The sequence below is a fragment of the Actinopolyspora mortivallis genome, from assembly GCF_003001495.1.
Lineage (GTDB): Bacteria > Actinomycetota > Actinomycetes > Mycobacteriales > Pseudonocardiaceae > Actinopolyspora > Actinopolyspora mortivallis_A.
On the sequence record NZ_PVSR01000003.1, the window covers coordinates 29,803 to 42,410 of the forward strand.

Genomic DNA, 12,608 nt, shown 5'->3' on the forward strand with positions numbered 1-12,608 from the left:
ACAACACTCTCCTCCCGGGTGCGGGAACCGCGCGGGCCCCCGCACCGCGACACGCTCACGACTCCGGAAGTGACTCCAGTCGGGTGTTGATGCGCTCGATCTCGGCGAGCGCCGTCTCCCTGCGCGACCGGATCTTGTCCACGACCTCGGCCGGAGCCTTCTCGGTGAACGACGGGTTGTTCAGTTTCTTCTCGGTGCCGTCCAGTTCCTTGCGGGCCGCCTCCAGGTCCTTGGTGAGGCGCTTGCGCTCGGCGGCGACGTCCACGGCCCCGGAGAGGTCGATCCCCACGGTGACCTCGCCGTCGGCCAGCCCCACCCGCATGGAGGAGGAGGCGTTGAAGCCCTCGCCGGGCGCCTCGAGCCTGGCCAGGGAACGGATGGCGGGCAGGTGCTCGACGAGACCCACCGTCTCCAATCCCTCCAGGTCGGCGGCCACCCGCTGGTTCGGTTTGACCCCCTGGTCGGCCCGGAAACGGCGGATCTCGGTGACCAGACGACGGAACGCGTCGATCCGCCCCGCCGCGGCGGCGTCCGCCGGTTCCCCGGTGGGAACCGGCCACTCGGCGACGACGACCGACTCCCGTCCCGTCAGCGCCGTCCACAGCACCTCGGTGACGAAGGGGGTGATCGGGTGCAGCAGGCGGAGCAGCACGTCGAGCACGCGCCCCAGCACGGCCCTGGTGTGCTCGGCACGCCGACCGCCCTCGTCGAGCTGGACCTTGGACAGCTCCACGTACCAGTCGCAGAACTCGTCCCAGGTGAAGTGGTACAGCGCCTCCACCGTCTTGGCGAACTGGAAGTCCTCCAGCAGCTCGTCCACCTCGGTGACCAACGCGTCGCACCGGTCGAGGATCCACCGGTCCGCGTCGGTGAGTTCGGCGCGGTCCGGAAGCCGTTCGGGAGCGAAGGCCTCCTTGCCCAGCGCGAACCTGGTCGCGTTGAACAGCTTGGTCACGAAACTGCGTGCCCCGGCGACCCACTCGTCGCTCATGGGGGCGTCGGCACCGGGGTTGGCGCCCCTGGCAAGGGTGAAGCGCACGGCGTCGGTGCCGTAGGTGTCGATCCACTGCAGCGGGTCGACGGTGTTGCCGGAGGACTTCGACATCTTCTTGCCGTGCTTGTCCCGGACGATGCCGTGCAGCGCGATCCTGCGGAACGGCACCGCCTCCTCCGGCGAGCGGTCGGACATCCCGTACAGGCCGAGCATCATCATCCGCGCGACCCAGAAGAACAGGATGTCGTAGCCGGTGACGAGCACGCTGGTCGGGTAGAACCTGCGCAGGTCGGCCGTGTCGTCGGGCCAGCCCATCGTGGAGAACGGCCACAGCCCGGAGGAGAACCACGTGTCCAGCACGTCCTCGTCCTGGTGCCAGCCCTCCCCGGTGGGCGGTTCCTCGTCCGGTCCGACGCAGACGACCTCCCCGTTCGGGCCGTACCAGATCGGGATGCGGTGGCCCCACCACATCTGCCGGGAGATCGCCCAGTCGTGCAGGTTGTCGATCCAGTCGAAGTAGCGCTTGGCCAGTTCGGGCGGGTGCACCTCCACCCGTCCGTCACGCACGGCGTCCCCGGCCGCCTTGGCCAGCGGCCCCACCCTGATGAACCACTGCATGGACAGCCTGGGCTCGATCGGCTCCTTCGACCGGGAGCTGTGCCCGACGCTGTGCACGTAGGGGCGTTTCTCCGCGACGATGCGCCCCTGCTCCCGCAGGGCCTCCCGCACCGCCTCGCGGGCCTCGAACCGGTCCATCCCGTCGAACCGGGTGCCGGTGTCCGCGATACGCCCCCGCTCGTCCATGATCGTCGGCATCGGCAGGTCGTGCCGGCGTCCGATCTCGAAGTCGTTGGGGTCGTGGGCGGGGGTGACCTTCACGGCACCGCTGCCGAACTCGGGATCCACGTGTTCGTCGGCGATGACGGGGATCGTCCGGCCCGTCAGCGGAAGTTCGATCTCGGTGCCGACCAAGTGCTTGTACCGGTCGTCCTCGGGGTGTACCGCGACCGCGGTGTCACCGAGCATGGTTTCGACGCGGGTGGTGGCGACCTCGAGAGCGGAGTCCCCGTCGCCGTAGCGCATCGTGACGAGCTCGCCCTCGACCTCGCGGTGCTCGACCTCGATGTCCGAGATCGCGGTGCGCATGTTCGGCGACCAGTTGACCAGCTGTTCGGCACGGTAGATCAGCCCGTCCTCGTAGAGCCGCTTGAACATCGTGTTCACGGCCCGGGACAGCCCCGCGTCCATGGTGAAACGCTCGCGGGACCAGTCCACGCCGTCCCCGAGACGGCGCATCTGGGACAGGATCGCTCCCCCGTGCTGTTCCTTCCACTGCCACACCCGTTCCAGGAAGCCTTCCCGGCCGAGCTCACGGTGGTCGATGCCCTCCTCCTGCAGCTGGCGTTCCACCAGGGCCTGGACCGCGATGCTGGCGTGGTCCATGCCCGGCAGCCACAGGGCCTCGTAGCCCTGCATCCGCCGGCGACGCGTGAGCAGGTCCATCAGCGTGTGCTCGAACGCGTGGCCGATGTGCAGGCTTCCCGTGACGTTCGGCGGGGGGATGACGATCGAGAACGGCGGGCGGTCGCTGTTCGCGTCAGCCTCGAAGTAGCCGGCATCCACCCAGCGTTGGTACAGCTCGGCCTCTACGTCGGCCGGGTTCCAGGTCGACGGAAGTTCACGGCGCTGTGCTGGGCTGGTCTGTGTCACACCGGGATTCTACGAACCGCTTCGGGCATCCTTGTACGGTGCTAGGCCTCAACGGCGGATCCGAGTGTGGGAAGGCGGCTCGCGAACCATGGACGACACTGTTCTCGACCGGGTGAGGGACGGCCACCACACCCTGTTGGACCTGGTCAGCGAACTGGAACCCGCCGAGTTCCGCGCGGACTCCCGACTGCCGGGCTGGTCCCGCGCACACGTGGTGGCCCATCTGGCGAACAACGCCATCGCCCTGGCGAACATGACCAGCGCCGCAGGCCGGGGGGAGCTCGTCGACCCCTATCCGGGCGGGGACCGGGACGAGGCGATCGAGCGCGACGCGGCCCAGGAGAGCATCGCGCTGGTGCAGCAGTTGGCGACCTCACAGGCCCAGCTGGAGATCGTCTGGGACTCGGTGGCCGAGCGGGACTGGCAGCGTCCGGTGCGTTTCCGCGACGGCACCGTGGCGGACCTGGTGCTGTGCCGCTGGCGCGAACTGGAGATCCACACGCTCGACCTCGATCTCGACCACACCGAACAGAACTGGACGCCGGAGTTCTGCGAGCACGCGATCGACTTCCTGCTGCCGCGTCTGGAGGGCGCCGGGGTGGTGCTCGCCCCCGAGGAACTCGGGCGGACCTGGCAGCTCGGTGACTCCCCCATCCGGAGGATCACGGGTTCGTGCCGTGCGATCGCGTGCTGGATGGCCGGGCGCACCCCGCAGCGGCTCCCCGACGGCGACGGTCCGCTGCCCGAGCTGGGACCGTGGCCGTGAGCCGTGCCCGGGCTACGGCCACGGCGCCCGGATCCCCCACGAACGTTTCCCTCGCGCGAACCGACCAGCGGGATTCACAGGCCGGTCCTGCGGACCCCTCGTGATGCCGACTTGCCCCGAGTTCAGAACTAGTTCTTAATTCGAGTGTGACTACCGAAGTCCAGTGGAGTGAGCTGCAACGTGATCCTCGTTCTGTGGCGGAACGAGCCGAACAGGGAACCTTCGAGTTCGCCGGAGGGGACGTACCCCCTTACTGCTTCTGAGGGAGGAAGACATGACGGCGGGCACCGAAGGCGCGGCCACGGAGGCGAGAGCGATGCGGAGCATGCTTCACCAGCTGGACTCGGCCGGAATCACCGAGGTGCTCGAGGAGACCTTCCCTTGGACCGACGTCCTCCCAGAGGAGGAACGTCAGCGGTTCGCGACCGAGTTCACCAGGACCTTCGAGACAGCGGCCGAACTCGAACGATGGAACGTACTCGCCCAAACGATCCGGGAGTGGCGTGCCACGGCGGCCGTACACGCCGACCCCGACCTGCACCGGACCCTCTCCGAACCGGTGGAGGAGGACCACGGTGCCGTGGAACCTCCCGAGGCCCGACACTGAACCGACCGTGCCCCTGAGCTACTCAGCGGGCAGGTTGTCCAGCACCATGCCCGCGATCCTGTCCGACATGGCACACGGTTCCGAATACCTCGGATCGTTTCTGCCGTCCGTGCCGACCGTGTACGAAACCGAGACGACGTCCCTCTTGGAAACGCCTACGAAGGTAGTGCAAGTCAGGTCAGTGGCTTTCGGGCTCACAGCGGGGTAACCGTTCACTTCGTGTGTGGGTTTCCCGTCTTCGGTGTTCGTGAAAGCAGCGAACTCGAGCCCTTCGGGCTGTGTCGTGTCGGGCGCGATACTGAAGTTCATTCGCTGGTTACGCCATCTGCACTGGTCTTCTCCCCACGGGGACTTCCCGTCCGCTTGAGACCGGCCCGCTCCGAGGCGCTGAACCTGCTGTTGGGTGAGCAACTCGCACGGATCGGAGACAGCGGACAGATCCAGCGCTCGGGGGACGGCGAAGGGATCCCCGGAAGGAGTCTCAGAACTGTCCGCGGTCGCACCGCCGGAACCATCCTTCACACCCTCGGAGGGATCCCCGACGGCACAGGAAGCCACCGTGAACAACCCCACCACGGCCAACAGCGCGCGAATACTACGATACGATATCACGATCAGGCCATCCTGTTGGCTTCCTCGACACGTTCGGTGTCCGTGATCGCCTGCTGCACGGCGGCCTTGAAGTCGTCGATCCACTTGATCATGCCTTCGGCCGTGTCGAACAGACTGTTCTCCCCACCCTGAGCACGCTGAGCGATGCTTTTGGTGATCTGTTTGGTCACCTCGTCATAAGCAGGCGGCTGTACATAAGAAAGCCGCTGGGCAAGCTGTTGAGCCTGCGCATATTCATCCCGCACCCGGTCCAGCCCAGCGAGCAGTCGAGGCAGCATGTCCGGGTGCACCTCGAAGGTCTGGTTCCCGTCCACGGTTCCGGCCGTGATCATGGCTGCCCCTGTGACTGGGTTGAACGGGGTCATTATCAAGCCCAGCCGAAGCATCTCCTCCGGGCTCATGTACTTCCCCATCGCCAGCGCTCCCTTCACGAACGTGTGGGTAGTTCACACTTTCGTGATCCTGACACATCACGCCGTGTCCGTGGGCCAGGACTGTCGAACCGCTCGTCGAGCACGGTGTCCCCGCTCACGGTCCGACCCCGCCTCTCCCCCGGTGTACCCCCGGGTCAATGCCGACGGTGATCCGCACACACCGCGTCCAAGAAGGACTTCCAGGCAGAACGGGAAGTGGTCAGGACCCCACCAGCGGGGTCCTTCGAGTCCCGCACGGCGGCGAAACCCTCACCGAAGGCGACCTCGACGCAGGTGGTACCGCCGTTGCTTCCTCCGGTGGTGTAGCTGCTTCTACGCCAAGTAAGAGCCTCTAACTTGCGCTGCGTACTCATCTCGAAACCTTCAAGGATCAGTAGGCTTTCATTGCTCGGTCGATTTCCGCCACCGACTCTGCCGGTGACAGTGCCAACTCCGTCAACACACCGAACCGCAGCGTGCACGTACGGACATGTTCGCGCTCTTCGATGTACACACTACCCGCGGGACCCTCTGTGTAGCCGATGTCCGGTATCGGATCAGGCAACGTGAGGATCGAGAACGGTCCTTCCAAGCCGGGACCAGCGTGGCTGCTCTTGGAGAGCACCTGAATGGTGATGTTCGGATGCTCGGTGAGTTCGAGCAAGCGGCACAGTTGATCCCGCATGACCCTCGGTGTTCCAAGAGGGCGTTCCAGAATCCCTTGATCCATGATGAAGTGCATACGCGGTGGATCGTCGCTGTAAACGACCTGCTGGCGCGTCATGCGAGCCGCGATCCTGCGCTCCACTTCCTCCGGGGTGAACATCCCCGGATTGACCGCGTTGATGAGCGCCCGAGCATAGTCACTGGTCTGAAGCAGACCATGGATGAGCTGGTTCTGAAAGTCACGCATGGCGACGAGACCGCTCTCGATACTCAGCAGCGGACGCAGGTCTTCCGGAAGTTCGCTGTTGAAGCTGACCCACCACCCCTGCTCAGCAGACTCGTTGGCCAGTTGAACCAACTCGTCACGGGCGTTCACATCGGTCACGCCGTAGGCATCGAGAATCTGCTCCACCTCCCGGGGTTTGAGTGTGTGCTCCCGGTTCTCGATCCGAGACAACTTGGAACGCGACCAACGCCCAGGACCGCGCTTCAACAACTCCACTGCCCGCTCCTGCCTGATACCAGCATCCTCGCGTAGCGCTTTGAGAGCGGCGGCAAGTTGCCAACGCCGTACGACCGAACCACCGTCCGACACAGCCCAACGCCTCCCGATTCGCACATTCGCATGAATATTGGACAGTCCAGTTGACTAATTGGACTGTCCACCAAGACTCTGGTTATTGCACCAAGTAGTCGCAAAGTTACATACAGCGGGAGGCAGCGATGCGAGCAGGACCGAACGAGACAACGCCCCCGGACACGAACGTGTCCACGGAGGACGCCAGTGGGATCACCGCCCTGGATGCGGCTCTCTACTGCACACACCGGCCCCGCGTGTTCGCCCTGCTGGAGAGAACCGACCCCGAGACCGAGGAGCTGGAGCTGTTCGCCTGGGGCGTGGAAGTGGGTGGGAGTGCCAACGTGTTCCGCGCCGACGGTCACGTGCTGGCCCACTGCGGCTCGGCCGAGGCCGCACAACGCATGTTCGGCATCATCCGCGACGTCGTGCTCGCCTGGCCCGAAGAAACCAATCGGATCGAGTGAAGTCCGGCGGAAGCGTCTTCCACGTCGAAGCCCACCCCCACGGAGACGCTGGACCGCCCGACGACTCCGGAACAGCGGAGATCGCCGGGCTGGTTCACCGCCAACCATCGCTGTACGGCCAGAACTGTCCAGTGGGCGGGCGCATCGACCGAAAGTCCCTCCTGATCGGACGCAGCTTACGTACGAAGCAGTACGAACGGAACCGACGGTGATTCAGGGGGTCGATGCGACATGATCAGCGTATTCGTCGAGCGTGTTCCCACCCGGCTCGTCGCCGGAACGTCCGACGAGCTCGAACGCGTAGTCGAAAAGCTGCTGTCGGGACCCGAGGACTGTCCGGTCGGAACCGTGGAGGATCCCCACGTCATCGCGGACCTGTATCCCGGCGACGTGGACAGCGAGGAGGATGAGGACGAGCAGCAGCTTCCGCTCGGATGGCTACACGTCAGCGTCCAACCACACGACGGCCTCGGCGCGCTCAACTACATCTGGACCGACGGGACGACGATCGACTCCTGGGAATCCTCCGGCTCCGAGCACAGCCCGGGGCTGCTGTACTCGACCCACAGCGGCAGCCGGTTCAACACCGACGCCGCCCTTCCGGTGGACACCGTCGCACGAGCGGTCCGCGAATTCGCGGAGACCGGCACACGACCAACGTGCGTGACCTGGCGACAGGGAACACTCGTCTGAAAGCACGAGGCCGCCCCTGGATCGTTGATCCCAACCGACCACCCTCGCGTAGCCGGGAATACCGGCGAACTCGCCGGTCAGGAACTCGTAAGCCGCCCCCAACAGATCCGAGAACTCGAAATCCTCGTTACGCAGCCGCAGCTGGCCGAAATGCCGGATCAGATCCCGCAACTTCTGGCCCGAGAGTTTGGTCTGACCCACCTGCCGAGTGAAGTCGACGTGCTGGACCACCCCCTCCAGCGAGGGATTGTACTCCTCCAGCTGTTCCAGTGCCGTGTTCAACGCGTCACCGACCCGGGGGTGCACGTGGTCGGCGAGACAGAACCAGCGGGCCGGATCCGACACGAAGAACGACTCGGTGTAGGAGAGCGAGCGGTTCAGTCACCTCTCGATCTGCTCGTCGTCACGCCCCCGCTGACGCTCGGCCGCTTGAATCCGCTCCCGCTCCTGCCGACACACACCGGCCGGCTCCCGGGGCACGGCTCGCAGAACCACGTTCTGCTTTCGTGAACGAGCCGAACCGCACTGTCACTCGGCGCGGTGATCACCGCATCCTCCACGTCGAGGAGTAACCTGACGGCCGGCGTGCTACGCGGGTTCCACCACACCGGGCGCGGGGAGAAACATGGGACGGATCACGGTCCGCAGGAGAGTACGGCGCATCGACCCGCACGGCGGGCGCGAGCGCCCGGACACCCTCGCCGCCGAGGAACCGCTGGAGATCCGGCTGAACGGCGCCCCGTTGACCGTCACCATGCGCACCCCCGGCCACGACGTGGAACTGGCCCACGGGTTCCTGCTCACCGAAAGCGTGATCGACGACCCCGGTCAGATCTCCGGGGCCCGCTACTGTGACAGTCCCGGCCCCGACGGCCGCAACACCTACAACGTGCTCGACGTGCGCCTGGCTCCGGGCGTCGCCCCACCGGACAACTCGGTGGAACGCAACTTCTACACCACCTCGTCCTGCGGGGTGTGCGGCAAAGCCGCTCTCGACGCGGTACGGCTGCGCAGCAGCCACCCGCCGGCGGCGGACCCGATGCGGGTGCGGGCGGAGACGGTCACCGAGCTTCCCGAGGCGCTGCGCCGTGCCCAACGCGTGTTCGACAGCACCGGCGGTCTGCACGGGGCCGGGCTGTTCACCCCCACTGGGGAAGCGCTGGTCGTCCGCGAGGACGTGGGGCGGCACAACGCGGTCGACAAGGTTCTCGGCCGGGCGCTGCTCGACGGCAGCGTGCCCCTGCGCGGCACCGTGCTCATGCTCTCGGGACGGGCATCCTTCGAACTGGTGCAGAAGGCGGCCCTGGCCGGTGTGCCGCTCGTGGCCGCGGTGTCCGCACCCTCCTCACTGGCCGCCGAACTCGCCGAGGAGCAGGGGATCACGCTGGTCGGCTTCCTGCGCGGCTCCTCGATGAACGTCTACACCGCCCCCGAAAGGATCTCGGAGGGAGGGGGAACCCCCTCGGAGGTCCCCCGAGGCTCCCCCTCAGACCAGCCGGAAGGCACCCGGTGAGGCCCCGAAGGTGTTCGGTTCGGTCTCGAACCTGTCGGCCAGCGGAGCCGTGCCGTGCAACACCCAACGCAGCGCGGCGGGCCACGGGCCGTAGCCCGCGTCGGTGTTGAGGTGCTCCCCGTCCGGGATCACGTCCATCTCCACCCGCAGGGTCTCCGCCAGGTAGTGACCGTCCTGCACCGACAGGTACGGGTCACCGGAACCGATCACCAACCGCGTGGTTCCCGCCGCACGCCGGAGAGCGTGCGCGTCCACCGGATACGGCGCGACGCCGCGTACGTCGGGATGGCTCCACTCCGGCCCCGGAGGGGCCACCAACAGCACCCGGTCCGCGCGCCTGTCCCTGCCGCCGATCGTCGCCGCGTGGTGCAGCCAGAGAGCGGCACCGCACGAGTGAGCGGCCACCACCAGCTCCGCGTCCGCCGGAACCCGTTCCAGCCGCCGCCGCAGCGTGCTCAACCACGTGTCCAACTCCGGATGGTCGCGGTCCGGCAGCTCGGGAAAATCACAGCTCACCCCGAGTTCGCCCAACCGTCCGTCGAGCCACTGCTGCCAGTGCCACGGCCCCGACCCCCCGAATCCGTGCACGAGCAGAACGCGCATATCGCTCACGGTGCCGCCTCCCAACATCGACGATCACGACGGTCGCACCGCGTCAATGATCGCCGATACCCGGCGGCCGGACGGGCAGCACACGCGGAGCCGCACACATCAGCCGGAGATCACCCCGGCGGGGGAAGAGGAGGTCAGGCGGACTTCTCCCTGCGTTCGTGCCGACTGCTCTGGCGGGCGACGATCGTGGGGTTGACGTTCTCCTGAACGGTCTGCTCGGTGATGACCACCTTGGCCACATCGGACCTGCTCGGGATGTCGTACATCACCGGAAGCAGCACTTCCTCCAGGATCGCCCGCAGCCCCCGGGCACCCGTACCCCGGGCGATCGCCAGCTCGGCTATGGACTCCAGCGCCGCCTGGGTGAACTCCAGCTCCACCCCGTCGAGCTCGAACAGCCGGATGTACTGTTTGACCAGCGCGTTGCGCGGTTCGGTCAGGATCCGCACCAGGGCGGGCTTGTCCAGGTTGGTGACACTGGCCACCGTGGGCAGCCTGCCGATGAACTCGGGAATGAGACCGTACTTGATCAGGTCCTCCGGCAGCACCTCCGCGAAGTGGTCGGCCGAGTCGACCTCCTCCTTGGAGCGCAGTTCGGCGCCGAACCCGACACTGTGCTTGCCGATCCGGTCCTCGACGATCTCCTCCAGACCACCGAAGGCCCCCGCCACGATGAACAGCACGTTGGTGGTGTCGATCTGGATGAACTCCTGGTGGGGATGCTTGCGTCCGCCCTGCGGCGGGACACTGGCGGTGGTGCCCTCCAGGATCTTCAACAGGGCCTGCTGCACGCCCTCCCCGGACACGTCCCGGGTGATCGACGGGTTCTCGCTCTTGCGGGCGATCTTGTCCACCTCGTCGATGTAGACGATGCCGGTCTCGGCCCGTTTGACGTCGTAGTCGGCGGCCTGGATCAGCTTCAGCAGGATGTTCTCCACGTCCTCGCCGACGTAGCCCGCCTCGGTCAGCGCCGTGGCGTCGGCGATGGCGAACGGGACGTTGAGCATCTTGGCCAGGGTCTGCGCCAGGTACGTCTTGCCGCAGCCGGTGGGGCCGAGCATGAGGATGTTCGACTTGGCCAGCTCGACCTTCTCCTCGCGGCCCTCGCGGCCGCCCTCCCGCTGGTGTTCACCGGCCTGGATCCGCTTGTAGTGGTTGTAGACCGCCACCGAGAGGTTCCGCTTGGCGCTGGCCTGACCGATGACGTACTGGTCGAGGAAGTCGTGGATCTCACCGGGTTTGGGAAGCTCGTCGAGCTTGACCTCGCCGGACTCGGCGAGCTCCTCCTCGATGATCTCGTTGCAGAGGTCGATGCACTCGTCACAGATGTACACGCCGGGGCCGGCGATGAGTTTCTTCACCTGCTTCTGGCTCTTCCCGCAGAAGGAGCACTTCAGCAGGTCGCCGCCGTCACCGATACGTGCCATGCCGCTGACCTCGTCCCCTCCGGCGCACCGCCCGGCACGCCTAGCCTGTCGTCGACGTCGGTTCCGCACCCGACGGTACCCGCCATGTCCCCGGCACGGGGAGTTCTCCTCGCCCGCTCGCCCACGCGGACGACCCTCCGGGCACCGGCGGATCCGTCGAGCTGATCAACATCCTGCCCCGCCACGGCCGAGCACGCCGACACCCCGACGTGCTCGGCGTGTCGAGATCCTCAGGACTTCTGCTGCGAAAGCTTGCGGTAGGGCATGACCTCGTCGATCACCCCGTACTCCTTGGCGTCCTCGGCGGGCAGGATCAGGTCCCGCTCGACGTCCCGGTGAATCTGCTCCTCGGAACGGCCCGTGTGCTTGGACAGGGTCGTCTCCATCAGTTTACGCATCCGCTGCACCTCGTTGGACTGGATCTCCAGGTCGGAGACCTGCCCGTAGATGCCCTCGGTGGCGGGCTGGTGCAGCAGAGCACGGGAGTTCGGCAGGGCCATCCGCTTGCCGGGGGTGCCCGCCGCGAGCAGCACGGCCGCCGCCGAGGCCGCCTGCCCCAGGCAGACCGTCCGGATGTCCGGACGGACGTACTGCATCGTGTCGTAGATCGCCATCAGGGCGGTGAACGATCCCCCCGGCGAGTTGATGTAGACCTGGATCTCCCGGTCCGGGTCGTCGGACTCCAGGTACAGCAGCTGCGCCATGATGTCGTTGGCCGAGACGTCGTCGACCTGCACCCCGAGGAACACGATCCGTTCCTCGAACAGCTTGTTGTACGGGTTCGACTCCTTGACGCCGTACGTCGTGCGCTCCACGAACGACGGCAGCATGTACCGGGATTGGGGGAGCTGGAATGAGCTCACTGCGGTGACTCCTCGTGACTGTGCCGACAGGGCTCGCTGTACGGAGCGATCAGTTGCTCGGCAGGTTTGCGCGGTTGGCGATGTGGTCCACGAAGCCGTACTCGAGCGCCTCGTCGGCGGTGAACCAGCGATCGCGGTCGGAATCCTCGATGATCTTCTCGACCGTCTGGCCGGTCTGGGCCGCGATCAGCTCGGCCATCTCCTGCTTCTGCCTGGAGAACACGTCGGCCTGGATCGCGATGTCCGAAGCCGTTCCCCCCAGACCCGCGGACGGCTGGTGCATCAGCACCCGCGCGTGCGGCAGGGCGAAGCGCTTGCCCTTGGCCCCGGCCGACAGCAGGAACTGCCCCATCGAAGCCGCGAAGCCCATCGCCACCGTGGCCACGTCGGGCTTGATGAGCTGCATCGTGTCGTAGATCGCCATCCCGGAGGGAACCGAACCACCGGGAGAGTTGATGTAGAGGGCGATGTCGCGTTCGGGGTCCTCGGCGGCCAGCAACAGCATCTGCGAGCAGATCTGGTTGGCGATGCTGTCCTCCACCTGCGAGCCGAGGACGATGATGCGTTCCCGCAGCAGCCGCTCGTAGACCGAGTCGTTGAGCGAGAGCCCGTTGCTACCGGTCCTCATCTGCGGTGACTGTGCGTCGAACGCCTGAACAGTCTCTTGCTGGGTCACGTCTCCCTGCCT

The 12,608-nt window shown here is 66.4% G+C and carries 14 protein-coding genes and 1 pseudogene; 5 read left to right on the forward strand and 10 right to left on the reverse strand.

All coding sequences use genetic code 11. The annotated features are described in order from the left end of the window. Positions 1-55 precede the first annotated feature (55 nt). Positions 56-2,704 carry a valine--tRNA ligase gene (locus tag CEP50_RS03910; RefSeq protein ID WP_106112555.1) on the reverse strand — a complete coding sequence of 883 codons (2,649 nt, stop codon included), beginning with the start codon at positions 2,702-2,704 and terminating at the stop codon, positions 56-58. 88 nt (positions 2,705-2,792) lie between these two features. Between CEP50_RS03910 and CEP50_RS03915 the strand changes: the two genes are divergently transcribed. Next, the gene (locus CEP50_RS03915) at positions 2,793-3,470 is read left to right on the forward strand and encodes a maleylpyruvate isomerase family mycothiol-dependent enzyme (RefSeq protein ID WP_106112556.1); all 678 of its coding nucleotides are present in this window, start codon (positions 2,793-2,795) and stop codon (positions 3,468-3,470) included. A 274-nt stretch (positions 3,471-3,744) separates the two neighbouring features. Next, positions 3,745-4,077: a DUF6247 family protein gene (locus tag CEP50_RS03920; RefSeq protein ID WP_106112557.1), complete on the forward strand. Its 333-nt coding sequence runs from the start codon at positions 3,745-3,747 to the stop codon at positions 4,075-4,077. Between the two features lie 18 nt (positions 4,078-4,095). Here CEP50_RS03920 and CEP50_RS03925 read toward each other — a convergent pair whose 3' ends face one another. From CEP50_RS03925 to CEP50_RS03940, 4 genes are all read right to left on the reverse strand, one after another. Further along, on the reverse strand, positions 4,096-4,689 hold the full coding sequence (locus CEP50_RS03925; RefSeq protein ID WP_181188203.1) for a DUF3558 domain-containing protein: 594 nt from the start codon (positions 4,687-4,689) through the stop codon (positions 4,096-4,098). Between the two features lie 2 nt (positions 4,690-4,691). Then, a complete protein-coding gene (locus tag CEP50_RS03930) occupies positions 4,692-5,120 on the reverse strand; it encodes a hypothetical protein (RefSeq protein WP_258174810.1) in 429 nt (142 codons plus the stop codon). A 137-nt stretch (positions 5,121-5,257) separates the two neighbouring features. Continuing rightward, positions 5,258-5,476, reverse strand: a complete 219-nt coding sequence (locus CEP50_RS03935; protein ID WP_106112558.1) for a DUF397 domain-containing protein — start codon at positions 5,474-5,476, stop codon at positions 5,258-5,260. Positions 5,477-5,493: 17 nt separating this feature from the next. Next, on the reverse strand, positions 5,494-6,387 hold the full coding sequence (locus CEP50_RS03940) for a helix-turn-helix domain-containing protein (RefSeq protein ID WP_258174812.1): 894 nt from the start codon (positions 6,385-6,387) through the stop codon (positions 5,494-5,496). Positions 6,388-6,491: 104 nt separating this feature from the next. On the opposite strand from CEP50_RS03940, the gene CEP50_RS03945 reads away from it, so the two are divergent. Together CEP50_RS03945 and CEP50_RS03955 are read left to right on the forward strand one after the other, a co-directional pair. Then, entirely contained in the window at positions 6,492-6,812 is a 321-nt protein-coding gene (locus tag CEP50_RS03945; protein ID WP_146134732.1) for a hypothetical protein, read from the forward strand. Positions 6,813-7,043: 231 nt separating this feature from the next. After that, positions 7,044-7,505 carry an Imm1 family immunity protein gene (locus tag CEP50_RS03955; RefSeq protein ID WP_106112562.1) on the forward strand — a complete coding sequence of 154 codons (462 nt, stop codon included), beginning with the start codon at positions 7,044-7,046 and terminating at the stop codon, positions 7,503-7,505. Between the two features lie 159 nt (positions 7,506-7,664). Here CEP50_RS03955 and CEP50_RS20840 read toward each other — a convergent pair. Further along, positions 7,665-7,886: pseudogene (locus tag CEP50_RS20840) on the reverse strand (type I restriction-modification system subunit M N-terminal domain-containing protein); the annotation flags it as partial. Positions 7,887-8,130: 244 nt separating this feature from the next. Here CEP50_RS20840 and fdhD point away from each other — a divergent pair. Continuing rightward, a complete protein-coding gene (gene fdhD / locus CEP50_RS03965) occupies positions 8,131-9,018 on the forward strand; it encodes a formate dehydrogenase accessory sulfurtransferase FdhD (protein WP_106112563.1) in 888 nt (295 codons plus the stop codon). Here the strand turns inward: fdhD and CEP50_RS03970 are convergent. The 4 genes from CEP50_RS03970 to CEP50_RS03985 all read right to left on the reverse strand — a co-directional run bounded on the left by CEP50_RS03970 (position 8,992) and on the right by CEP50_RS03985 (position 12,596). Further along, positions 8,992-9,621 carry an RBBP9/YdeN family alpha/beta hydrolase gene (locus tag CEP50_RS03970; RefSeq protein WP_106112564.1) on the reverse strand — a complete coding sequence of 210 codons (630 nt, stop codon included), beginning with the start codon at positions 9,619-9,621 and terminating at the stop codon, positions 8,992-8,994. The genes fdhD and CEP50_RS03970 overlap by 27 nt on opposite strands. A 143-nt stretch (positions 9,622-9,764) precedes the next feature. Further along, a complete protein-coding gene (gene clpX / locus CEP50_RS03975; protein ID WP_019855089.1) occupies positions 9,765-11,057 on the reverse strand; it encodes an ATP-dependent Clp protease ATP-binding subunit ClpX in 1,293 nt (430 codons plus the stop codon). A gap of 230 nt (positions 11,058-11,287) precedes the next feature. After that, a complete protein-coding gene (locus tag CEP50_RS03980) occupies positions 11,288-11,920 on the reverse strand; it encodes an ATP-dependent Clp protease proteolytic subunit (RefSeq protein WP_106112565.1) in 633 nt (210 codons plus the stop codon). Positions 11,921-11,969: 49 nt separating this feature from the next. After that, positions 11,970-12,596, reverse strand: a complete 627-nt coding sequence (locus tag CEP50_RS03985; RefSeq protein ID WP_019855091.1) for an ATP-dependent Clp protease proteolytic subunit — start codon at positions 12,594-12,596, stop codon at positions 11,970-11,972. Positions 12,597-12,608: the final 12 nt, after the last annotated feature.

Coding starts and splice junctions, on each gene's coding strand:
- CEP50_RS03915 (WP_106112556.1), top strand. CDS start 2,793: ATGGACGACACTGTTCTCGACCGGGTGAGGGACGGCCACCACACCCTG.
- CEP50_RS03920 (WP_106112557.1), top strand. CDS start 3,745: ATGACGGCGGGCACCGAAGGCGCGGCCACGGAGGCGAGAGCGATGCGG.
- CEP50_RS03935 (WP_106112558.1), bottom strand. CDS start 5,476: ATGAGTACGCAGCGCAAGTTAGAGGCTCTTACTTGGCGTAGAAGCAGC.
- CEP50_RS03945 (WP_146134732.1), top strand. CDS start 6,492: ATGCGAGCAGGACCGAACGAGACAACGCCCCCGGACACGAACGTGTCC.
- CEP50_RS03955 (WP_106112562.1), top strand. CDS start 7,044: ATGATCAGCGTATTCGTCGAGCGTGTTCCCACCCGGCTCGTCGCCGGA.
- fdhD (WP_106112563.1), top strand. CDS start 8,131: ATGGGACGGATCACGGTCCGCAGGAGAGTACGGCGCATCGACCCGCAC.
- CEP50_RS03970 (WP_106112564.1), bottom strand. CDS start 9,621: ATGCGCGTTCTGCTCGTGCACGGATTCGGGGGGTCGGGGCCGTGGCAC.
- clpX (WP_019855089.1), bottom strand. CDS start 11,057: ATGGCACGTATCGGTGACGGCGGCGACCTGCTGAAGTGCTCCTTCTGC.